At 58.5% G+C, this 22,035-nt stretch carries 22 protein-coding genes; 7 read left to right on the forward strand and 15 right to left on the reverse strand.

Translation table 11 applies throughout. The features are described from left to right. The 5 genes from IBX59_RS00005 to IBX59_RS00025 form a co-directional block, all read right to left on the reverse strand. On the reverse strand, positions 1-1,463 hold a 1,463-nt coding region (locus IBX59_RS00005; RefSeq protein WP_296371063.1), incomplete at its 3' end, for a tripartite tricarboxylate transporter permease. 15 nt (positions 1,464-1,478) lie between these two features. After that, a complete protein-coding gene (locus IBX59_RS00010) occupies positions 1,479-2,033 on the reverse strand; it encodes a tripartite tricarboxylate transporter TctB family protein (RefSeq protein WP_296371064.1) in 555 nt (184 codons plus the stop codon). A gap of 54 nt (positions 2,034-2,087) precedes the next feature. After that, the gene (locus IBX59_RS00015; protein ID WP_296371065.1) at positions 2,088-3,041 is read right to left on the reverse strand and encodes a tripartite tricarboxylate transporter substrate binding protein; all 954 of its coding nucleotides are present in this window, start codon (positions 3,039-3,041) and stop codon (positions 2,088-2,090) included. A 99-nt stretch (positions 3,042-3,140) separates the two neighbouring features. Continuing rightward, complete coding sequence (locus IBX59_RS00020) at positions 3,141-4,664, reverse strand: AMP-binding protein (RefSeq protein ID WP_296371066.1); 1,524 nt, start codon at positions 4,662-4,664, stop codon at positions 3,141-3,143. Further along, entirely contained in the window at positions 4,661-6,070 is a 1,410-nt protein-coding gene (locus IBX59_RS00025) for an aldehyde dehydrogenase family protein (protein ID WP_296371067.1), read from the reverse strand. The genes IBX59_RS00020 and IBX59_RS00025 overlap by 4 nt, the downstream gene beginning before the upstream one ends. A gap of 97 nt (positions 6,071-6,167) precedes the next feature. Between IBX59_RS00025 and IBX59_RS00030 the strand changes: the two genes are divergently transcribed. Continuing rightward, complete coding sequence (locus tag IBX59_RS00030) at positions 6,168-7,199, forward strand: LacI family DNA-binding transcriptional regulator (protein ID WP_296371068.1); 1,032 nt, start codon at positions 6,168-6,170, stop codon at positions 7,197-7,199. A gap of 434 nt (positions 7,200-7,633) precedes the next feature. Here the strand turns inward: IBX59_RS00030 and IBX59_RS00035 are convergent, their stop codons facing one another. Genes IBX59_RS00035 through IBX59_RS00050 form a run of 4 tightly spaced genes read right to left on the reverse strand, consistent with a single transcriptional unit; the run spans position 7,634 to position 11,302 of the window. Next, positions 7,634-8,137, reverse strand: a complete 504-nt coding sequence (locus IBX59_RS00035; RefSeq protein ID WP_296371070.1) for a hypothetical protein — start codon at positions 8,135-8,137, stop codon at positions 7,634-7,636. Further along, positions 8,134-9,375: a folylpolyglutamate synthase/dihydrofolate synthase family protein gene (locus IBX59_RS00040; RefSeq protein WP_296371491.1), complete on the reverse strand. Its 1,242-nt coding sequence runs from the start codon at positions 9,373-9,375 to the stop codon at positions 8,134-8,136. Before IBX59_RS00040 ends, IBX59_RS00035 begins: the two co-directional genes overlap by 4 nt. A 29-nt stretch (positions 9,376-9,404) precedes the next feature. Continuing rightward, positions 9,405-10,337 (reverse strand): acetyl-CoA carboxylase, carboxyltransferase subunit beta, encoded by a 933-nt coding sequence (accD, locus tag IBX59_RS00045; protein ID WP_296371072.1) that lies wholly within the window; start codon positions 10,335-10,337, stop codon positions 9,405-9,407. A gap of 56 nt (positions 10,338-10,393) precedes the next feature. After that, on the reverse strand, positions 10,394-11,302 hold the full coding sequence (locus IBX59_RS00050) for a CPBP family intramembrane glutamic endopeptidase (protein WP_296371075.1): 909 nt from the start codon (positions 11,300-11,302) through the stop codon (positions 10,394-10,396). A 106-nt stretch (positions 11,303-11,408) separates the two neighbouring features. On the opposite strand from IBX59_RS00050, the gene ilvD reads away from it, so the two are divergent. The 6 genes from ilvD (at position 11,409) to IBX59_RS00080 (ending at position 17,571) form a co-directional block, all read left to right on the forward strand. Further along, positions 11,409-13,142: a dihydroxy-acid dehydratase gene (ilvD, locus tag IBX59_RS00055; RefSeq protein WP_296371493.1), complete on the forward strand. Its 1,734-nt coding sequence runs from the start codon at positions 11,409-11,411 to the stop codon at positions 13,140-13,142. Between the two features lie 5 nt (positions 13,143-13,147). Beyond that, positions 13,148-13,747, forward strand: a complete 600-nt coding sequence (locus IBX59_RS00060) for a dihydroxy-acid dehydratase (protein ID WP_296371077.1) — start codon at positions 13,148-13,150, stop codon at positions 13,745-13,747. Positions 13,748-13,755: 8 nt separating this feature from the next. Continuing rightward, complete coding sequence (locus IBX59_RS00065; RefSeq protein WP_296371079.1) at positions 13,756-14,529, forward strand: DUF6478 family protein; 774 nt, start codon at positions 13,756-13,758, stop codon at positions 14,527-14,529. Between the two features lie 20 nt (positions 14,530-14,549). Next, positions 14,550-14,933 carry a hypothetical protein gene (locus IBX59_RS00070; protein ID WP_296371081.1) on the forward strand — a complete coding sequence of 128 codons (384 nt, stop codon included), beginning with the start codon at positions 14,550-14,552 and terminating at the stop codon, positions 14,931-14,933. A 255-nt stretch (positions 14,934-15,188) separates the two neighbouring features. Next, the gene (locus IBX59_RS00075; RefSeq protein WP_296371083.1) at positions 15,189-16,727 is read left to right on the forward strand and encodes a tetratricopeptide repeat protein; all 1,539 of its coding nucleotides are present in this window, start codon (positions 15,189-15,191) and stop codon (positions 16,725-16,727) included. Beyond that, complete coding sequence (locus tag IBX59_RS00080; RefSeq protein ID WP_296371086.1) at positions 16,714-17,571, forward strand: 4-(cytidine 5'-diphospho)-2-C-methyl-D-erythritol kinase; 858 nt, start codon at positions 16,714-16,716, stop codon at positions 17,569-17,571. The genes IBX59_RS00075 and IBX59_RS00080 overlap by 14 nt, the downstream gene beginning before the upstream one ends. 266 nt (positions 17,572-17,837) lie before the next feature. Here the strand turns inward: IBX59_RS00080 and IBX59_RS00085 are convergent, their stop codons facing one another. Genes IBX59_RS00085 through sdhC form a run of 6 tightly spaced genes read right to left on the reverse strand, consistent with a single transcriptional unit; the run spans position 17,838 to position 21,878 of the window. After that, entirely contained in the window at positions 17,838-18,617 is a 780-nt protein-coding gene (locus IBX59_RS00085) for a succinate dehydrogenase iron-sulfur subunit (RefSeq protein ID WP_296371087.1), read from the reverse strand. 45 nt (positions 18,618-18,662) lie between these two features. After that, the gene (locus IBX59_RS00090; RefSeq protein ID WP_296371089.1) at positions 18,663-18,956 is read right to left on the reverse strand and encodes a hypothetical protein; all 294 of its coding nucleotides are present in this window, start codon (positions 18,954-18,956) and stop codon (positions 18,663-18,665) included. Continuing rightward, positions 18,956-19,288, reverse strand: a complete 333-nt coding sequence (locus tag IBX59_RS00095; protein WP_296371092.1) for a succinate dehydrogenase — start codon at positions 19,286-19,288, stop codon at positions 18,956-18,958. Before IBX59_RS00095 ends, IBX59_RS00090 begins: the two co-directional genes overlap by 1 nt. Next, a complete protein-coding gene (gene sdhA / locus IBX59_RS00100) occupies positions 19,288-21,093 on the reverse strand; it encodes a succinate dehydrogenase flavoprotein subunit (RefSeq protein WP_296371094.1) in 1,806 nt (601 codons plus the stop codon). The genes IBX59_RS00095 and sdhA overlap by 1 nt, the downstream gene beginning before the upstream one ends. Positions 21,094-21,113: 20 nt before the next feature. Next, entirely contained in the window at positions 21,114-21,485 is a 372-nt protein-coding gene (gene sdhD, locus IBX59_RS00105; RefSeq protein ID WP_296371096.1) for a succinate dehydrogenase, hydrophobic membrane anchor protein, read from the reverse strand. A gap of 9 nt (positions 21,486-21,494) precedes the next feature. Beyond that, entirely contained in the window at positions 21,495-21,878 is a 384-nt protein-coding gene (gene sdhC / locus IBX59_RS00110) for a succinate dehydrogenase, cytochrome b556 subunit (RefSeq protein WP_296371098.1), read from the reverse strand. Positions 21,879-22,035: the final 157 nt, after the last annotated feature.

Raw genomic sequence — 22,035 nt, forward strand, 5'->3', positions numbered from 1 at the left:
CCGGGTGCCAGGGACCAAAGAACGAACACCAACGCCAGCCCCAAAATCGTCGCACTGATCGGACGGGTGAAAAATATCGTCCAGTCCTGTTTTGACGTCGCCATCGAGGTCAGGAAATACCGTTCAGCCAGCGGGCCGAGGATAACACCGAGCACCAAAGGCGCTGTGGGAAACCCGATCCGCTTCATTCCCCAGCCCAGCACACCGAACGCAAGGCAGACATAAACATCAAATATGTTGTTGCGCACCCCGTAGGCCCCAACCACGCTTAACACAATGATAAAAGAGGCAAGAATGGCAGGCGGGGTCCGCATCAGCGTTGCGAACAACTGGGCCACGCCGAACCCGGCAAAGATCATCAGGATATTGGCGATGATCATCGCTGCGAAAATCGTATAAACCATCGTCGGGTCCATAATGAACAAAAGCGGTCCGGGACTGACCCCGTGCAGCATCATCGCGGCCAGCATGATCGCTGTCGCCGCACTGCCCGGAATGCCCAGTGTCAAAAGCGGGATCATCGCAGCGCCTGTCGTTGCGTTTTTGGCCGCTTCGGGGGCTGCAAGACCTTCCTCGATACCGGTGCCGAAATCCTTGCCACGATTGGATACCTGTTTTTCAATGCCGTAAGCAATGACAGCGCCCGGTGTGGCCCCGGCCCCCGGGATCATGCCGATGATACAGCCAAGGCCTGTGCCCCGGGCAATTGCCCCTTTGACGTTCAGAATATCGCGGAATTTTGCGCCAATGGCTTTGCCAGCAATCTTCTTGGGCCGAAGGTCGCGATCGGTGGCCAGCAGGTCCACCACCTCACCGATGGCAAAAAGCCCGATCATTACCACGACAAAGCGGATCCCGCTTTCCATTTCGGGGATACCGAAACTGAACCGGGCCTGTCCGTAAAGTGGGTCAATCCCCACCGTGCCGATGACGATCCCCAACAGCAACGACACCATGGTGATCACCGGTTGGTCCTTGGCGATGACAATCACGCTAACAAGACCCAGCAGAGTGGCCGCGAAAAATTCAGGTTGGGCAAATTTGAGGGCAAAGCTGGCGAAAGGCGCAGACAAAAACGCCAGCACCAGTGCGCTGACCAGTCCGCCACACGCAGAGGCGGTCACTGCAATCGTCAATGCGCGTTTTGCCTCGCCGCGTTTTGTCATGGGGTATCCGTCCCATGTCGCAGGCAAAGATGCGGGCGTGCCGGGCACATTGATCAGGATGGCCGAGATCGACCCACCAAAAACCCCGCCCACATAGATCCCGCCCAGAAATAGCATCGATTGTGTCGGTTCCATCACATAAGTGAACGGCAAGGCCATGGCCATCGCGTTTACAAAGGAAATTCCTGGCAATGCACCCGCCACCACCCCGACAAGCAGCCCTGTCAGTATGGTCATGAACGCCCAGAATTCGAACGCAGCAAGGAAGCCGCCGCCGAGTAGTTCAAACGCAGCCATCTTATTTCCTATTTGCTAGTAGATGCCGGTCGCACGCAGCAACCATATACTGAAGTCGCCAAAGCCGCCGACACCCCTTGGCAGTGGCATCAGCGCAAGGCCCATGAACAGCCACAAAAGGGCAATCGTTCCGATCAGTGCGACAGGAAGAACCACCGTCAGTTTGCGCAACCCTGCAAAAAGGCACCAGATCGTGATAAAAAGGGCCGTGTCCAATGCAAACCCGATGACCGGCAGCATCCAGCCATAGGCCAAGATCATGACAAGACCGACAATGGCCTTGCCGAAATGATAGTGGCTGTCTTCAACGGGCATTGACAGGCTTGGCTTGCGGTATTCTGCACCCAGCGCCCAGATATCACGCAGCACCCAGAGTGCTGCAAAAAATGCCAGACCCAGCAACATGGCGTTCGGCCATGACGCAGGGCCAAGGCCGATCCGCGTGGTGCTTTGTTCGCGCGAAAACATGTGATCTGGCAAAACAAACGCCATGATAAAAAGCATCAGCGGCAAAAGCGTTGGCGCCAGCCGCACAAGCCCGGGGGGGATTATCCCCCGGGCTTGTGACATCCGACCACATTGGCCTTTTTGATTTGCAGACGCCATTGGTCACGCCTCCTGTCGTCAGTTGGCCAGTTGTTCCGCAATCAAATCGCGGAAGTCGCGAACCATGGCCTGTGCCGCCGCGCCGGTGACCGGCGTGATGCAGGAATAGGTGCTGGTGCAGAACGCGTTCCATTCATCCGATGCCGTTGCGGCTGCGACAGCTTCGGACAGCTTGGCGACAATTTCGGGCGGGGTGCCGGCAGCCACCGCTATCGTGCGGTAGTTATCCAATCCTGAAATATCGATCCCCAGTTCGGCCGAGGTCGGAACATCGGGGAATTCGGGGTGGCGTTTTGCATCGAACACGACGACGGGTTTCAGCTGACCGGCGCGCACAAACTGCGCAACATCGCCCGGTTCTTCATATATCGCTGATGTGAAACCGCTGATGGGCGATGCATAGCGTTCAGCAGGCGCCTGAAACGGGACATTTTCCATCGCAACACCGGCCTTTGCCAGCAGTTTGATCGTAATATCATCCTGCGTGCCATACCCCGAGGTGGCCACCGTAATGGCCCCGGGATTGGCGCGGGCATAGTCATAAAGGGCTTCGGCTGTCTGATGGTCACTGTTTGCGGGAACAAACAGGAATGAAGGTGAACTTTGGACGACCGCGATCACTTCAAAATCTTCGGGCTTGTGATCCCCCAGATCAGACGCCCATGACGCCACTGTCAGAGAGATCAGGGTTCCCATGGTATAGCCGTCAGCGGGATTGGTGCGCAGTTGTGTCAACCCTGCATTCCCCGATGCACCCCCGACGTTGGACACGGGAACAGGCACGCCCAACTGTCCCTCGATCAGCTGGGCCATGGTGCGACCCATCAGATCGGCGCCACCACCCGGACCGAAGGTGACGATCAATTCAATCGGGCGGTCTGGATATTGCTGCGCCAGGGCAGCACTGCCAAAGACCACTGCACTGCAAAGCATGGTCGCGCTGAGTGTCGCATTTTTTATCAGATTTGTCATGTTTTCCTCCCAGTTACATGTCATCCGGCATCACGACATCGCTTTGCCGGGCTTGTTGTTATGCGGCGTCCTTCTCCTCCAAGAAGTTTGCCGCATTATCTAGGCCGTCATTTCTGCCAGCCTTAGTCGTTGGATCTTGCCTGATGGTCCTTTGGGCAGATCATCCAGGATGTGCACCACATCAGGGCATTTGAATTTACCAAGCCTTTGCTGGCAAAGAGCGATCAGATCGTTCTGCATCACGGTTGCGCCGTCGCGCAATTTGACCGCTGCCTCGACCCGTTCACCATAGCTCTTGCAGGGGCGGGCAAAGGCAGCGGCTTCGACGACATCGGGGTGGGCATAAAGCGCCTCGTCCACTTCGCGCGGTGCAATATTCTCGCCGCCCTTGATAATCAGTTCTTTCAGGCGTCCGGTTACGAAAACATAACCTTCCGCGTCCATCGTCCCCAGGTCGCCGGTGCGCAACCATCCGGCGGGCGTGAAAGTGGCCTCTGTTGCTTCGGGGTTTTTATAGTATTCGCGCATGACATTTGGTCCCCGGACTGCAATTTCGCCTTCGGTGTCGGGGGGCAAGGGCGCCAAGTCATCACCCAAAATTGCCACCTCGTTCCCATAGGCCACACCGGGCGACCCGATCTTTCGGCGTCCGGGCGGGAGCGGGTTTGACAGAATCTGTGCTGCGGTTTCCGTTAGTCCCATTGTTTCAACAATCGGAATGCCAAAGCGGGTTTCAAATGCGTTCTGTGTTTCAACCGCCAAGGGAGACGATGCAGACCGGCCAAACCTGATCCGCGCGCATGTCGCGGCATCGGGGTCTTTTTTGCCATGAAGCAGATGCGAAATGATTGTCGGTACAACCGAGAACCATGTGATTTTCTGTTCCGCGCAAATGGCCCAGAAACGGCTGGCCGAAAATTTTGCGCAAACCATGACCGAACCGGCTGAAACCAGTGGCGCCATAATCGTCACGCAAAGCCCATTGATGTGATAGATCGGTAAAACACACAAGGCGCGGTCCGATGGGGATAGTTCATGCGCAATCGCTGTGGTCCAGCCGCCCGCCAAAAGGCTGGCGTGGGTATGCAGCACGCCTTTTGGCCGCCCGGTTGTGCCCGACGTATACATCAACACCGCATCATCCTGCGCCAAGAGATCGCAAAGCGGTGCGGCGACCGCGCCGTCGGGAAACAGAATATCCGCACCGACACAGATCCGCCGCGCCTTGACAGGATGCGCTGCCGCAGCAGCATCCAGCAGATCAACCTGATCCTGCCCGACCAGCACAACAACCGCGTCAGAATGCGACAGCGCATAACCCATCGCCTCTGCCCCGGCGACCAGATTGATGATCGCAGCGCGGAACCCGCCATAAAGCACGGCAAAAAGGCACAAGACACCCTGCCGGCTGTTGGGCAACATCAGCGCAATGCTATCACCCTTGCCCAGCCCCATGCCGCTGAGCCTGCCCGCAAGATCCGCCGCCTGGGCGCGCAGCATCGCCCACGTCAGCGGCTTTTCTTCCAGAAAGCAATGGCTGATCGCATCACCGTGTTCATTCGCGCGGTCATCAAGCCAGCTGCGAACCGTTCCGGTCGGGGGCTGTGCAAAGACGGCGCTCATCTTCCGGCCTCTGCCCAATAGGTTCCAAAAATATCCGCGATGCTGGGTTCGCGCGCCGGGATCGGACGGACCACTTTGGTGCGTTGCATGAAATGCCGCCAATGCAGGTTTTCGTCGATTGAGTTACCGCCCCAACTGCCGCATCCCATCGACAAAGAGAAAGGCAAACCGTTTTCGAAAGATCCCCCTGTTGCAAATGTATGTGCCTGATTGACGATGACACGGCAGGTCGGCATCTGATGCCCCAGCGCCACCGGGCGGTCGGGATCTGACGTATGTATGCCTATGGAATGGCCCGCCCCCTGAAAGGTCAGAACCTGTTTGCTGATGCTGACAGCGTCGTCATAGTTCTTTGCACGGAAAAGCGCCAAAACGCGGCTCAGCTTTTCGCCGGACAGCGGATGATCTGGCCCGATCCCTGTGGTTTCGACAGCAATGAACCTTGTTGCCGCTGGCACCGCATCCGCAAGGCCCAGCTTGCCGAGCAGCACATCGGCATCCTTGGCAATCACATCGCGGTTCAGATGTCCGTCAGGCCAAAGCTTGGCGATGATGCCTTCTGCCTGTGCCGCCCCCACCAGTGCGCCACCCTCTGCTGCCATCGCCGCGACAAAGGCGTCGTAGACGGCATCCACAACCACCACTGCGTTTTCGGACGAACAGGAGGTGGCATTGTCAAATGTCTTGGATGCCGCGATTTTGGCGGCTGCTGTCGCCAGGTCGGCGGTTTCATCCACAATCACGATAACATTGCCCGCGCCAACACCGATCGCCGGTGTGCCGCTGGAATAGGCGCGGCGCACATTGTCCTGACTACCGGTAACAACGGCCAGATCCGCCAGTTCCAACAAACGTTGCGTATCGGCCTTGGTCCCCGGCGGAGGGACCATTTGCACCAGCCGCTTGTCTTCGCCGATCTTGTCGAATTCGGCATGGATGAAGGCAATCAACATCTGGCAACAGTCGACCCCCTTGGGGGATGGCGATACGATGATGGCATTGCCGCATTTCAGCGCATTGATGATATTGTTGGCGGGTGTTGCAGCAGGATTGGTCGATGGAACTACCGCCCCGATTACGCCCAAGGGGCGCGCAATTTCCGTGATCCCTGTGGCTGGATCATCCGACAACACCCCGTAGGTTTGCGCCGCAGCGATGTCGCGCATCAGCCCCAGTGTCTTGCGATGGTTCTTGGTCACCTTGTCGGGCGCATTGCCAAGGCCTGTGGTTTGCACGGCGCGTTCGGCCAGCATACGGTTGCGCGCGGGCTCCATGATCGCCCAGGCCGCTGCTTGTGCTGCGCGGTCATAGCGCGCTTGACTTCCGTTTGTTTCGAAATCGGCTTGTGCCGCACGGGCATGCATCACCAGATGATCGACAGGGCTGACAGTGGCAGAAAACGACATCCAAAACACCTTTGACATTGATCGCGAATTATAGCCTAAGATATGAAAACAGTATTGCAAACGTTTTCATAAAATTGCGGGAATGCCTAATTTTATAATGAAAAAACAATCATATAGGGTCGATATATCAACAGTTGCAAAGGTGGCAGGGGTGTCTGCGGCAACCGTGTCGCGCGTGATGAATCACCCTGATCTGGTCAATCCGACAACACGAAAAAAAGTCGAACGGGCGATTCGAAAAACCGGCTATATCCGAAATCGCGCGGCCCAGACCATGCATGGCAGGCGCAGTGCGACGGTGGGTCTGGTTGTGCCGACCGTGAACTATTCAATTTTTGCCGAACTGGTTCAGTCGTTCAATGACGCCGCCTCTGAGCTGGGGTTCACACTGTTGCTGGCGACCCATGGCTATGACCTGAACGTCGAATATCAGGTCTTGCGTAAGCTGCTTGAACACCGTGTTGACGGGATCGCGCTGATCGGGCTGGATCATAGCGCGGATACCTATCAGCTTCTTGCATCTCAGGATGTTCCGCTTGTTGCAGCATGGAGCTATTGTGACACTTCGCCGATCTCATGCATCGGTGCTGACCAACGCGAAGCGGGGCGGCTTGCGGCTGCGCATCTGCTGGCGCTGGGTCATCGCCGGATCGGATTTATCTTTCCGCCGACGGTCGAAAACGACAGGGCCCGAGGCCGGTTGCAGGCTGTCAAAACAGCGATCGAGGATGCAGGCATCGCGATACCGGAGGCATGGGTGGTGCAATCACTTTACAGTATTGCCAATTCAAAAACCGCCTGCCTTGATCTTCTTGCGCGCGGTGAATCGCTGACCGGCCTGATCTGCGGCAATGATATTATCGCCCAAGGCGCAATTTCTGCCGCGATGGAACTGGGCCTGCGCATTCCGCAGGATTTGTCGATTATGGGCATCGGTGATTTTGCAGGCTCTGCCCATCTGTATCCTGCTTTGTCCACAGTGCAAATTCCGGCCCATGAGATTGGTGCGCAGGCGGCGCGGTATCTTGTCGATCAGGTGGCAGCTGTCGATGGACAGCAGATCATACGCTGCAAGATGGATGTGGCTTTGCAGCTGCGCGCGACAACCGCGCCGCCCGATACGGGCTAACTGCGGGCCGCGTCGCCTTGCAGATCAACCCAGCACCCTATTTCCTGCATCTTTGGGCACAGGCTGTGCCGTTTTGGGTGGTTGCGACGGGAACCTGGGTTGTGTGCATGGCAATCGGTGGCGCGGTGGCGTCACCTTCCTGCACCCGAACCCGTGCTGCAGCATGATAGGTCTGCAGCGCTCAGATCCTACGCTGACCGCTGGCGTGATCTGCTATCTATCTGATCATCGTATCACTGTTTTTGCCATGGCCGATGTCATGGTTCCGTGAGGGGCGCCACCGCCTGTGCCGAAGCGATCCGGCTTTTGAGCTATGCCCGACGTATCTTATCTGCGACGCAAGGTTCCTTATGTAGAAAGTGATGCGTGCAGGGGCGGGCAAATGACAATAGGCCGTAACGGCCATTTTCGGTGTTCGGGAAACCGATGCGCATTCAGCCAAGCGGCGCCATGATCCGGCAAAGCGGATCGACAGGCACCGTGCTGACCAGAAACAGAGTGTTCGGGGGCACACCGCTTTCTTCGATCCAGACGCCATCGATGCAGAAATCCTGTGCATAATTTCCAGAATTAAAGCCGAATTCGCCCGCGCCGCAATCCGCGGCTGTGCCGTCGGCGTTCCAGCCTTGGGTATAGCCATAGCCGGGCGCGTCACCGGGCATAAAACTGCGTGTCGCAGGATCGAAATTCAGCACCCATGTGTCATCAGGCGTGCGCGTTGCGATGTCCCATGTGCCCAGAAATTGTCCGGCGTGGTAACCCGTTATCTTGAAATGCGTCACATCCGTCGCAGTGATGACGGGTTTCGAAAGGGCGGCATCAGGGATGGCCATTTCCCCGGTCATTGTGTAATCGTTCGCACCGATCCAGCAGAACCAGAAATCCGCGGCATGCGCCGGATTGGATAGCGTCAGACCGACCAGCAGCCCCCGGATCATGCGCCGTTTTCCCGCATCACATGCCCCGCCAGATAAAGCGAACCGCAGATCAGGATCCGCGCGTTCGGGTTGCGCTTTGAGATTGCTGCAATCGCATCCTGCACATTGTCAGCCGTGGTCGCGGTCAGCCCGACCTTTGCCGCAAAGCTGGCGGTGTCGGCGGCAGGAACCGTGTTTGCCTCGCCGGGGATGGATAGCGCGGTCAGGCTGTCGGCCACTGCCGCCAGCGGCGCAAGATAGCCTGCGATATCCTTGGTGTTCAGCATCCCGCAAATCAGATGCGTCGGGCGAGGTAAGAGCATCTTTAGCGTCGCGGCCAGTGCCAGACCTGCCGCAGGGTTATGCCCGCCATCCAGCCACAGCTCTGCCGGATGCGCCAGATCAACCAATGCGCCGTTGGTTAGCCGTTCCATCCTTGCTGGCCAATAGGGGGTGGTCACGGCGGCCTCGCAGGCGGCGTCGTTCTTGCCCAGCAGGCGCAGCGTTGCGATTGCGGCGCCCGCATTCATGATCTGGTGCGGGCCGCGCAACGCGGGCAGGGGCAAATCCAGCAGGCCGCGTTCATCCTGATAGATCAGCCGGTCGCGTTCGGTGCTGACGTGCCAGTGCTGACCATAGGCCAGCAGCGGCGCACCAAGCCGCGCGGCAACGCCTTCGATCACATCCATCGCTGGTTCATGTTGCGGGCCGACGATACAAGGCACACCGCGTTTGATGATCCCCGCCTTTTCGCCTGCGATGGCTGCCAGCGTGTCACCAAGGAACGACTGATGGTCAAGGTCCACAGGCGTGATCACCGTTGCCACCGGATCGCTGATCACATTGGTCGCGTCCAACCGCCCGCCAAGACCGACTTCAAGCAGGGTGTAATCGGCTGGTGTTTCGGCAAAGGCCAGCAGTGCGGCGACGGTGGTAATTTCAAAATAAGTGATGCTGCCGGTGCCATTGGCGGCATAGCAGCGGTCCAAGACCTGCGTCAGCGCGGCTTCGGTGATCAGATCGCCCGCCAACCTGATGCGTTCATGAAACCGCGCCAGATGCGGGGATGTATAGGCGTGAACCTGCGCGCCCGACTGTTCCAGACCGGCGCGGATCATCGCCTGCGTCGATCCCTTGCCGTTCGTGCCCGCGATATGAATGACCGGCGGTAGTTGGTCCTGGGGGTTGCCCACGGTATCCAGCAGCCGCCAGACCCGATCCAGCGTCAGGTCGATGACCTTGGGGTGCAGGGCCATCATCCGCGCAAGGATGACGTCAGACCCGGCGTTCACTTGGCATCATCCGCCGCTTCGATTTCTTCGGTGGCTTCGGATTTGATTTCGGGGGCGGGCAGATCGCCTTTGATCGGTGGATCAAGTTTCATCAGCATCCGCACGATGGTGACCAGTTCATCTTTCAGATCGGTGCGCTTGGTCACACGGTCCAGCATCCCGTGATCCAGCAGGTATTCCGCGCGCTGAAACCCTTCGGGCAGCTTTTCACCGATGGTCTGTTCGATGACCCGCGCACCGGCAAAGCCGATCAGCGCATTGGGTTCGGCAATCTGCACATCGCCCAACATCGCGTAAGACGCTGTGACGCCCCCGGTGGTCGGATGCGTCAGCACCACGATATAGGGCAAGCCCGCCTCTTTCAGCATTTGCACGGCGATGGTGGTGCGTGGCATCTGCATCAGGCCCAGAATGCCCTCTTGCATGCGTGCGCCACCGGCGGCGGAAAACAGGATCAGCGGACGCCCCAGCGCAATGGCGCGTTCGGCGGCGGCGACAATGGCGTTGCCCACAAACATCGACATCGACCCGCCCATAAAGGAAAAGTCCTGCACAGCGACCACGACCGGCGTGCGCCCGATATCGCCCTCGGCGATGACCATCGCGTCTTTTTCGCCGGTTTTTTTGCGGGCTTCCTTGATCCGGTCGGTGTATTTCTTTTGGTCGCGGAAATGCAGCGGGTCTGCTACGGGTTCGGGCACGGCGACTTCGGTGAACAGCCCGCCATCAAAGATGGATTTCAGCCGGTCGCGGGCACCGATCGGCATATGGTGGTCGCAATTGGTGCAAACGTTCAGATTGTCTGCCAATTCCCGATGGAACAGCATGGTGCCGCATTCGGTGCATTTGGTCCACAGGTTGTCGGGCACTTCGCGGCGCGAAAACAGCGAATTGATCGTGGGGCGGACGTAGTTGGTGATCCAGTTCATGGGGTGCCTTCTGACGGTGACGCCAGAGAGATATGCCGCAATGCCATGAAATGCAATCAGCGCCTGATCGCGATGCGCGCCGCCAGCCACAGCACAAAGACCATCGCCACAGACGACAGAATTTCCAAAACGCCCCCAAGGGTCGCCAATGCGCGCAGGCTATAGTCATAATCAGCCGGGTCAAAGGCGGGGTAGAGGAAAAGCGCCAGCCCGCTGGCTGGCCACCCCGCGATCCCGACCAGCAGCAGGGCAAAGGCGTTATTGGCCAGATGCAGCCCGATTGCGGCCCCCAGATTGCCGCTGCGTGCCGTCAGATCAGCGCAGGCCAGCCCAAGTGCGGTGGCCCAGATCACGTAAAGCGTCGAATCCGCAGGGCCGATGCCGTTATAATAATGGGACAGACCAAAGATAAGCGACGGCAGCCCCATCCACAAGATGCGCGATGATGACCTGACCGCCAGTTGTTGTTGCAGATAGCCGCGAAAATAGATTTCCTCGGTCGTGACCTGGATCACCAGAACCACCAGCGCCAATGGCAGGAATGCCACCCAGCGCAGCAGGCTGCGCACCTCGGCCAGTTCGGCAAAGGCGATCCATGGCGGCAGGATTTCCAGCGCAAGCAAGACTGCGCCAACGGCCAATGTCACGCGCCATACGGATGTCATGGCCGGTTCGGGCGGGCCGATCAGTGACCAGAACCCCCTGCCATGCACCCGCTGCAACATGCGCACGAAAATCAACGCTGTGATGCCGAAGGTGCCAAACTGTAACAATGTCGCAAAAGCACTGGTGCCTTCCACATACCCGTTGCGAAGCGGTTCAGGTAGCAACAGGCCAACGATGACCGGGGCAAACCAGAACGCCAGTTCAAATCCGGCAACCATGACCAACACGCGCCGCATGTCGGTGCAGGCAGTAGCAGGCCGGATGAAATCGGCATGAGCGGTGTAAGGGTCGCGTGACATGCCGGACCCTATGCCGGCCGGATCGGCGGGTGCAAGCGCAGTTCCGGCTTGTGTCAGTCCGGCCTTGGAATTAGACCGTCTGCAACAGTTTCCGGGAGAAATGAAGATGCTCAAAGGCAAGGCCGACAAAACGAATCTACCCAGCCGCCACGTGACCGAAGGGCCAAGCCGCGCGCCGCACCGGTCGTATTTCTATGCGATGGGGTTGGACGAAGATGACATCGCGCAACCTTTTGTCGGTGTCGCGACCTGCTGGAACGAGGCCGCGCCTTGCAATATTTCGCTGAACCGACAGGCGCAGGCGGTGAAGCTGGGCGTCAAGGCGGCCAACGGCACGCCGCGCGAATTCACCACGATCACCGTCACCGACGGCATCGCGATGGGCCACGAAGGGATGCGGTCCTCGCTCGCCTCGCGTGAAGCGATTGCCGACACGGTTGAATTGACAATGCGCGGCCATTGCTATGACGCGCTGGTGGGGCTTGCCGGTTGCGACAAATCCCTGCCCGGCATGATGATGGCGATGGTGCGCCTGAACGTGCCGTCTGTGTTCATGTATGGCGGGTCGATACTGCCGGGCCGGCTAAACGACAGGGACGTGACTGTGCAGGATGTGTTCGAGGCGGTGGGCCAGCACCAAGCTGGCAACATGTCTGACGCCGAACTGGAAATCCTTGAACGGGTGGCCTGCCCGTCCGCCGGGGCCTGCGGTGGCCAGTTCACCGCCAACACCATGGCCTGCGTATCCGAGGCGATCGGCCTTGCGCTGATGAATTCATCCGGCGCACCCGCCCCATATGAAAGCCGCGACCAATATGGCGAGGCATCTGGCGAAGCGGTGATGCATCTGATCGAAAGAAACATCCGCGCCCGCGATATCGTCACACGCAAATCGCTGGAAAACGCGGCCCGCGTTGTGGCCTGCACCGGTGGGTCCACCAATGCCGGGCTGCACCTGCCCGCCATCGCCGCAGAGGCGGGGATTGATTTCGACCTCTTCGATGTCTGCGACATCTTCCGCGACACGCCCTATTTCGTCGATCTGAAACCGGGTGGTCAGTATGTGGCCAAAGACCTCTACGAAGCTGGCGGCGTGCCAGTCGTGCTGAAGGAGTTGCGCAAGGCCGGTCTGATCCATGAAGACTGCATGACAGCATCGGGCCGCGTGATTGGCGAAGAACTTGACATGATCAAAGGCGAAGCCGACAGCAAGGTGATCTATCCTGTCGAAACCCCGATCACCAAAACCGGCGGTGTTGTCGGGTTGAAAGGCAACCTTGCCCCTGATGGCGCGATCGTCAAAGTGGCGGGCATGGGCGAAGACGAACAGGTCTTCACCGGCCCGGCCCGTGTGTTCGAATGTGAAGAAGACGCGTTCGAGTCCGTAAAGGCGCGCCAATATAAAGAAGGCGAAGTCCTGGTCATCCGCAACGAAGGCCCCGCAGGTGGCCCCGGTATGCGCGAAATGCTGTCCACTACCGCCGCACTGTCGGGGCAGGGGATGGGCAAAAAGGTCGCCCTGATCACAGATGGCCGTTTTTCGGGGGCGACCCGTGGTTTCTGTGTCGGTCACGTGGGGCCAGAGGCCGCGCACGGCGGGCCGATTGCACTGTTGGAAGATGGTGACATGATCACTATCAACGCTATCACTGGCGAATTGTCCGTTGATTTGACAGATGATGTGCTGGCCGCCCGCAAGGCAAACTGGAAAGGCCCGCGTGAAACGATCTATGCATCCGGCGCGCTGTGGAAATACGCGCAGCTGGTCGGATCCACCCGGCTGGGTGCTGTCACACACCCCGGTGCCAAGGCTGAAAAGCACATCTATATGGATCTGTAACCGGCATGTGGCGCTATGGCTGCGCAGGGCTGGCCTTACTGGCCGTGACAGCCTGTCTTTCTGCCCCGCCAGTGCAGTCAATTGCACTGCTTGGCGGGGAAATTGTGGTGACTCCGCCCGCAGGGTATTGCGTGGACCCGTCTGCCGGCCGCGCAGCTGACGGATTTGCAGTGATTGCGGCCTGTGCGTCCTTAAGTGAAGAGGGCGCATTGCCATCGGTGATCGGCGTGGCGACCGTGCAGGTTGGTCCGCCCAACAGCGGAATCGCTTACGGCGAAGAATCCGGTCTGCGTGATCTGCTGGTATCTGATGCCGGAGCCAAATTGCTAAGTGCGACGGGCAATGGCGACACGATCACCGTGGTCGGGTCACAGGTGTCAGGGCGCGTGGTCAGCGTTCACTTCAACGATATCGGCCCGCCGCCTTTGACCGGATTGCAGTCCGAAGAATGGCGCGCATTCCTTAATATGAATGGCAGGCTGGTTACGGTTGCCGTGCGCGGGCCCGAATCTGCGCCGCTGACAGATGGCACGGGCGCGTGGCTGTTGAACATGATGGTCAAGTCTCTGTTGACGACGGTCAATGACGCCGCTGACAAGGCGTGACTTCAGATATGGCGGGATACCTTAACGGATCTTTCGCAAGATTTTTGCACCGACGCGCCTTGGCGCGCTGGTCAGCAGCGGCACGGGGCGCGATGCAGACCGATTTGCCCGTTTTGCGCGCCCAGCGGCGGCAGGCCCGTCAATTGCGTGGGGCATTGCAAGAATTTTCTGCGATTGCCGATACCCGGCTGACGTTGCCCGTGATCGGGTCAGACAGCTTTCCCCGGCCGACAGGCACCGATTGGGCGTGGCGGCCGGACGCGTGGCGCTTGGGATTGCCGGCCCCAGGGTCTGCGGGTTTTTCTGACAGGGTCGCGCTGTGCGAGGGGTTGACGGTTTTTCATGATTGCCCCGCGCGCGAAATCGCCCTGCGTCAGATCCGCAATACCAGCAAAAGCGATCTTGCCCCCTTTGGCATTGCGATTGAGGTGTTCAACTTTGAAGGCAACTTTTTGTCATTGGCTGTCGATCTGCCGCCGGCCGCTTGCGAAGGGCTGCGCAAACGCCACCTCTTCAGCCTGTCGACCTTGATTACGGCAGAATTTCCGCTGATCGCCTATGCAAGGCTGAATATCAAAAACGGGCCAAATACGGATCAAGACATCAAAACCCTGATGCTGGACCAGCCGGACGCCCCCCTTACATTCGATTTGGTCAACGACCAGATCCAAATCGCGCGGGTTGAGAAAATCTGGATTGACCTGATTTTCGAAAAACCAAAGTTAAATCTTATCACGATTCGTGATTTTACCCTCTGTCGCCATCTACGCGCTGCGTTTTGACACCCCGGAAAGGCCTGTTCATGACTGCACCGACGCTGAAACAAACGCGATTTCACGCGGGCGTCTGGCACGGTGAACTGACCGGCACTGGCCCGGATCATCCTGTTTTGCACGTCACCCATCAGGGCGTTGCGGTTGACGGCATTACTTTCACTCACGATGCAAAGGCCGGATTGTGGCGAGTTGCGTTTCCCGTCCCGCCCGGCCTGATCAGCGAGGGGGTGCAAACCTTTCTGATCAGCGATGAAGATGGCAGGCCACTGGCCAGTTTTGTGATTTTGGCCGGCGAGGCATTGGCCGGCGACATCCGCGCCGAGGTCGATTTGCTGCGCGCCGAACTGGACCTACTCAAGCGCGCGTTCCGGCGTCATTGCCAGACCAACCAGCCGTTCCTTGACGGGTAGCCCTGCAACATTTCGCCACCCCCGGCATGAGTGATTTGCAAGACAGCGCGGCAATCACTAGGCTGTATCCAACGTTACATCGGGATGTGCATTATCGTGTTAAAAAGATCCATTTCCGCCGCGCTGATTGCGTGTCTTTTCACCCCCAGTATTGGGTCCGCAGGCAGCATTGATGCAGGGTCTTATCTGGCTGGCCGCCATGCGGGGGTCACAAATGATTTTGGGCGCGGTGCGCGCTATTTCACAAAGGGGCTGATGTCTGACCCTGGCAACGCGGCTTTGCTGGAAAATGCGATGACGTCTTATCTTGCGCTGGGACAAGCCGATATGGCGGTTCCGATTGCCCAGACGATTGTCGATTATGGATACGATAGCCAGATCGCCAATCTGATACTCAGCCTTGCCGCTGTGAAAAACGGCGACTGGGCTGCTGTATTTGACGCATTGGAACAGAACCGGAGTGTCGGTCCTTTGGTTGACGGTTTGGCACAGGGTTGGGCGCATATGGGCAAGGGCCAGATGACCAAGGCGCTGGCCGCGTTTGATCAGGTCATCGATACCGATGGTATGCAAATTTACGGGTTGACCCACAAAGCCTATGCTTTGGCCATTGCGGGGGACTTCGAAGGCGCCGAAGGCGTGTTCCGCACATCGTTTACCCGTGCCTTCCGATACAACCGCCGCAGCGCCATCGCCCATGCGCAGATTCTCAGCCAACTTGGCCGAAATGACGATGCGCTCGTCGTCATTGACGGGGTCTTTGGCCGTCAGCCCGATCCCGGGGTGGCCGCGCTGCGCGCTGATTTGGAAGCCGGGGTCGCTGTGGCCTATGACGCGGTAGACAGCCCGACGGCAGGCATGGCGGACATCTACCTTGTGATCGCAGGCGCCTTGTCGGGGGATGCCAGCGATGCCTATACGCTGCTTTATGCCCGTGCTGCGATGTATCTTGCCCCGGGCAACACCGATGCGGTGCTGATGACGGCCGGACTGCTGGACGATTTGGGGCAATATGAACTGGCCAATCAGACCTATGCGGGCGTATCGCGCGACGATCCTGCCTTTCATGCCGCCGAATTAGGGCGCGCGGGCGCGCTGCGTGCGGCGGGTCGCGACGATGCGGCGATCGCAGTGCTGGATGGTCTGGCCCGCAGCTATCCCGACATGCCCCTGGTGCATGCAACCCGGGGCGATACCCTGCGTCAGGTGAAACGTTTCGATGATGCAGCTATCGCCTATAGCCGCGCGCTTGATCTTTACGACGCGAATAATCCGGCGCGCTGGTTTGTCCATTATGCGCGGGGGATCACCCACCATCAACGCGATGACTGGCCCGCCGCAGAGTCCGACTTTCGCGCCGCGCTTGAATTGCAGCCCAACCAGCCACAGGTGCTGAATTATTTGGGCTATTCTTTGGTCGAACGGAATGAAAAGCTGGACGAAGCATTGACGATGATCGAAACCGCCGCTGCCGCACGGCCAGATAATGGCGCCATCATTGACAGCCTTGGCTGGGTAATGTTCCAGCTGGGCCGCTATGAAGAAGCCGTGGGCCACCTGGAACTTGCGGCGTCGCTTGAACCTGTCGATCCGATCATCAACGATCATCTTGGCGATGCCTACTGGGCCGTAGGCCGCAAGACCGAGGCGCGTTTCCAGTGGCATCGTGCCCTTTCGTTTGGCCCTGATGCCGACGAAGCAGACCGTATTCGCACAAAGCTGGAACGCGGTCTTGATGTCGTCCGCAAACAAGAGGGGATGGACCCCGTCCAAGTGGCGCGTGGCGACGATTAAAGGCACTGCACCGGCCAAGGTGAACCTGACGCTGCACGTCACCGGGCAGCGCGACGACGGCTATCATTTACTTGACAGTCTGGTGGTTTTTGCTGGCGTGGTGGATCGACTGAGCGCAACCAGTGCGCCGGATCTACGCCTGCAAGTCACAGGGCCATTCGCCATGGGTGTGCCAACCGATGCCAGCAATCTTGTGATGCGGGCAGCCAAGGCGCTGCAACAAGCGCGCGGCGTCAAGGGCGGGGCGTTCTTGAACCTTGAAAAAAACCTGCCCCATGCAGCGGGAATTGGTGGTGGGTCATCAGATGCGGCAGCGACCTTGACGCTGCTGGCTGATTTGTGGGGCGTAAGCCCGCTTTCGCCCGATATGCCAGAGGTTCTTGCGCTGGGCGCTGATCTGCCGGTCTGTCTGCGCGCGCCCTCTCCGATTCGGATGAGCGGGGTTGGAGACCTTTTATCTGCGGTCCCTCCATTGCCGCCTTGTGCCTTGGTGCTGGTGCGCCCACCCGTGGCCGTGCCAACGCAGGCCGTGTTCAAGGCTTTGCAACAAAAAAACGGCAGCCCGATGGAACCGCTGCCGCTGGGGCTTGATTTTGACGGCTTCAGCGCGTGGCTTGCCCGGCAGCGCAATGATCTATTGCGCCCGGCGCGTGCCATTGCCCCGGATATTTCTGCCGCTATTGCCAAACTGCAGGCACAACCCGGCGTGGCAGCAGCAGGTATGTCTGGATCAGGTGCTACCTGTTATGGGTTGGTCAAGGATATGGCGACAGCGCGTCATGTCGCCAGGGTCATCCAGGTGTCCCATATGAACTGGTGGGTGGCGCCTTCGGCTGTTTTGTGATCCGGCTCACTGCCGCTGCCGCGCTTCTTTCGAGCTTGGATATCCCCGCCGGAGAGCGTAAATTTCGCGAAATTTACTTAGGGGGCTTTGCCCCCGACCCTTTCGGGTCTCCCCCAGGATATTTTCGGGCCAATAATAACGAAGTGTTAATCTTAAAGCCTGACAATGCGATTGCGGCACAGGCGGGGACGCCGATGACCGCGGCCGGTAATGACCGGAAAAGGCCCACCGCCGTCACCGGGGTGGGCCTTTTGCCTGAGTATTATTCAGACGGTGCGTTCAACCATCATCTGTTTGATGTGCGCGATCGCCTTGGCCGGGTTCAGCCCCTTGGGGCAGGTCTTGGCGCAGTTCATGATCGTGTGGCAGCGGTAGAGCTTGAACGGGTCTTCCAATTCGTCCAGCCGTTCGCCTGTCGCCTCATCTCTGCTGTCGATGATCCAGCGGTAGGCGTGCAGCAAGGCGGCTGGCCCAAGGTAGCGATCACCGTTCCACCAATACGACGGGCAGCTGGTCGAACAACATGCACACATCACACATTCATAGAGACCATCCAGTTTTTTGCGGTCGTCGATCGACTGCTTCCATTCTTTTGCAGGGCGGTTCGTTTTGGTTTCAAGCCAAGGCATGATTGATTCGTGCTGCGCATAGAAATGGGTCAGATCCGGGATCAGATCCTTGACCACGGGCATATGCGGCAGCGGATAGATTTTGATATCGCTCTTGATTTCATCCATGCCATAAATGCAGGCCAATGTGTTGATCCCGTCGATGTTCATTGCGCAGGATCCACAGATGCCTTCACGGCAGGACCGGCGGAACGTTAGTGTCGGGTCAATGTCGTTCTTGATCTTGATCAGCGCATCAAGAACCATAGGCCCGCAGGTATCCATATCGACAAAATAGGTGTCGAGTTGCGGGTTTTTGCCATCATCCGGGTTCCAGCGATAAATTTGCACTTTGCGCAGATTGCTGGCCCCTTCGGGCTTGGGCCATGTTTTTCCCACTGTCATGCGGGAGTTCTTGGGAAGTGTGAGTTGCACCATCTTGATGTTCCTTCCATCAATAGGGGGTGAATACCCCTGAAAAACTTATAAAGCGCGCAAACGCGGCGGGCGAATTGGCAATTGGCCCGTTAAATTGATGACGCAGCTTTGATAGACTTCAATCGGATCACGCCCACGCAATAAATCGGCGCTAAGCCCGATACTGGCGCTTGCAAAGGGGCCATCGCTGCTGCTGGCCCCGATCGTGACGCCGACTTCGGGGGCCTGTGCGGCCTGTGCGCGTTTTTCACAGGTCTCGGCGGCTTCTTCGGGGGTGGGGGGCGTTTTGGCGCAACCCGCCAGAAACAAACTGAACAGTGCGAAACAGACCCAGCGCATTATCGCACCCCCAGAAGGACGCTGTCTAACGCTGTGTTGGCCGCACATTCCACCGTCGCAGGCCGTTGCGCGATATCCAGGATCAGTTGCGATGTCGCCGGTGTTGGCCCGACTACTGCTGCTTCCGCAATCATATATACTTCGCTAATTGCAGCATTGTCGATGATGCAATCAGTGATCGGTGCCACATTCATGCCTGGAAACTGGTTTGCAACAACCCCGTTCACCACACCCTTAGCAGAGGCGCGCGCGATCCGGTCGCCTTCGGCGCTCAGTTCGGAACACGCGCCCAAGGCAGCTAGACTTGCGATGATCAGGGTCACGCGGCGCATTAGAACGTCCTTGCACGCGGCGCGATCCGGTCGACCGAGATCCCGCCCTGTGCCTCGGTCGTCAGTGGTGTTGTGATCACGGGGCGATAAGACAGCTTGACCTTGTTGCCGGTGACATTGGCAATCGTGTGAACGCGCCAGTTTTCGTCGTCGCGTGTTGCGTAATCTTCGTGGGCGTGGGCGCCGCGGCTTTCTTTGCGGGCTTCGGCCCCGACGATCGTGGCAAGCGCATTGGGCATCAGGTTCGTCAGTTCCAGCGTTTCCATCAGATCGCTGTTCCAGATCAGGCTGCGGTCTGTCACATGCAGATCATCCATTTTGCCCGCAATCGTGGTCATTTTCTTGACCCCTTCGGCAAGCGTCTTGTCGGTGCGGAACACAGCGGCATCGGCCTGCATCGCCTTTTGCATTTCAAGGCGCAGTTCCGCGGTGGGGACGTTCCCCTTGGCATGGCGCAGACCGTCGAACCGGTCGAAACAAGCATCGACAGATTTCTGGTTCAGCGTTGGATTTGGCGCGTCACGGTCAACTACCTGACCCGCACGGATCGCAGCAGCGCGGCCAAAGACGACCAGGTCGATCAGGCTGTTTGACCCAAGGCGGTTCGCGCCGTGGACCGATGCGCAGCTTGCCTCGCCCACGGCCATCAGACCGGGCACCACGGCGTTGGGGTCTTTCTTGGTGGGGTTCAGAACCTCGCCAAAATAATTCGTCGGTATACCGCCCATGTTGTAGTGCACGGTCGGCAGAACTGGAATCGGTTGCTTGGTCACATCCACACCCGAGAAAATCCTGGCGCTTTCGGAAATACCGGGCAGGCGTTCTGCCAGCGCCTCTTTGGGCAGGTGGTTTAGGTTCAGGTAGATGTGGTCGCCATTTGCACCCACACCGCGGCCTTCGCGGATTTCCATCGTCATGCAGCGACTGACATAGTCACGGGGTGCGAGGTCTTTGTAATTCGGCGCGTAACGTTCCATGAAACGTTCGCCTTCGGAGTTGGTCAGATACCCGCCTTCGCCGCGCGCGCCTTCGGTGATCAGGCAGCCTGCGCCATAAATGCCGGTGGGGTGGAATTGCACGAATTCCATGTCCTGCAAGGGTAGACCCTGCCGCGAAATCATGCCGCCACCGTCGCCGGTGCAGGTATGGGCCGAGGTCGCGCTGAAATAGGCGCGGCCATAGCCGCCCGTGGCCAGCACAACGGTTTTCGCGTTAAACACATGCATGGTGCCATCGTCGAGCTTCCACGCGATGACGCCCTGGCAGATGCCATCGTCAGACATGATCAGGTCAAGTGCGAAATATTCAATGTAGAATTCTGCCTTTTGCTTGAGCGATTGCCCGTAAAGCGTGTGCAGAATGGCGTGACCCGTGCGGTCGGCGGCGGCGCAGGTGCGCTGCACGGGCGGGCCTTCACCGAATTCGGTGGTGTGGCCGCCAAACGGGCGCTGGTAAATCTTGCCTTCTTCGGTGCGCGAAAATGGCACGCCGTAGTGTTCCAGTTCATACACCGCCTTGGGGGCTTCGCGTGCGAGGTATTCCATCGCGTCGGTATCGCCCAGCCAGTCTGACCCCTTGACCGTGTCATACATGTGCCACTGCCAGTGGTCCGGCCCCATGTTCGACAGGGATGCGGCAATGCCGCCCTGTGCGGCAACGGTATGCGACCGCGTCGGAAAAACTTTGGAAATACAGGCGGTGCGCAACCCCTGTTCGGCCAGCCCCAGCGTGGCGCGCAGACCGGCGCCGCCAGCCCCCACGACAATCGCGTCATAGGTATGGGTTTCGTATGCGTATGCAGCCATGTGTCAGGTGCTCCGAAAAATCAAAGGGCGATGCGCACAATTGCGAAAATCGCAACGGCAGCAGCAGTATAGGACAGGCAGATCATGCCGATGATCAGCGCCTTGCGGGCGAAACCATGCACGTAATCCTCGATCAGGGTTTGCACACCCTTGCTGAAATGCAAAAACCCGATACCCATGGTCAGGATGGCCACGATCGCGGGGAATGGGCGCTGGTAATAGGCGACCACGTCCGCATAGCTTGATCCGAGGATCGCGCCGAATGTGAAGATGAAAAGCGGCACAAGCCCCACCAGCGCCACGGAAGTCACCATCATGTGCCAGTGATGCGCCGTGCCGGATTTTGCAGAGCCCAGTCCAATGGCGCGTTTACGGTCAGTCAGAAAAGCCATATCTGCCCCCTACAATACGATAACGGTGAAAATGGTGAACAAAACTGATGCGATAATCATCACAATGCCCGCGTTTTCGGATTTTTCGACATCCAGCATCCGGCCACTGTCCCAGATCAGGTGCCGGATACCGCCGAACATGTGATACCAGACTGCCCAGACCGACAGGAACATCACCAGATCACCGAACCAGCTGGTCACGAAACCATTGGCGCGGGCAAAGGCGTCTGGCCCGGTTGCTGCGGCAATGAACCACCAGACGATCATCAGCGCGGCCACCAGCAAGGCGTTGCCCGTGAGGCGCACGAATATTGATGTCATCGAGGTCAGTTGCGGGCGATAAATCGTAAGATGCGGCGAAAGTGGGCGATTGCCCCGGTTCACATCGGACATGTGTCTTTCCTTCGTTGGCTTGGCTGCCTTGTCAGGTCACGCCATATCCCCTTCTGCACCATTACGTCGCCAGAGTCACGCCGGGGAATAGGGTCAAACTGTGAAAAAGTGACGCGATTATGCAAATTTTATCGCTTTGTGATCACGCAATTTTTTT

Origin of the sequence: Yoonia sp., from assembly GCF_014859355.1 — a bacterium.
Classification (GTDB): Bacteria; Pseudomonadota; Alphaproteobacteria; order Rhodobacterales; family Rhodobacteraceae; genus Yoonia.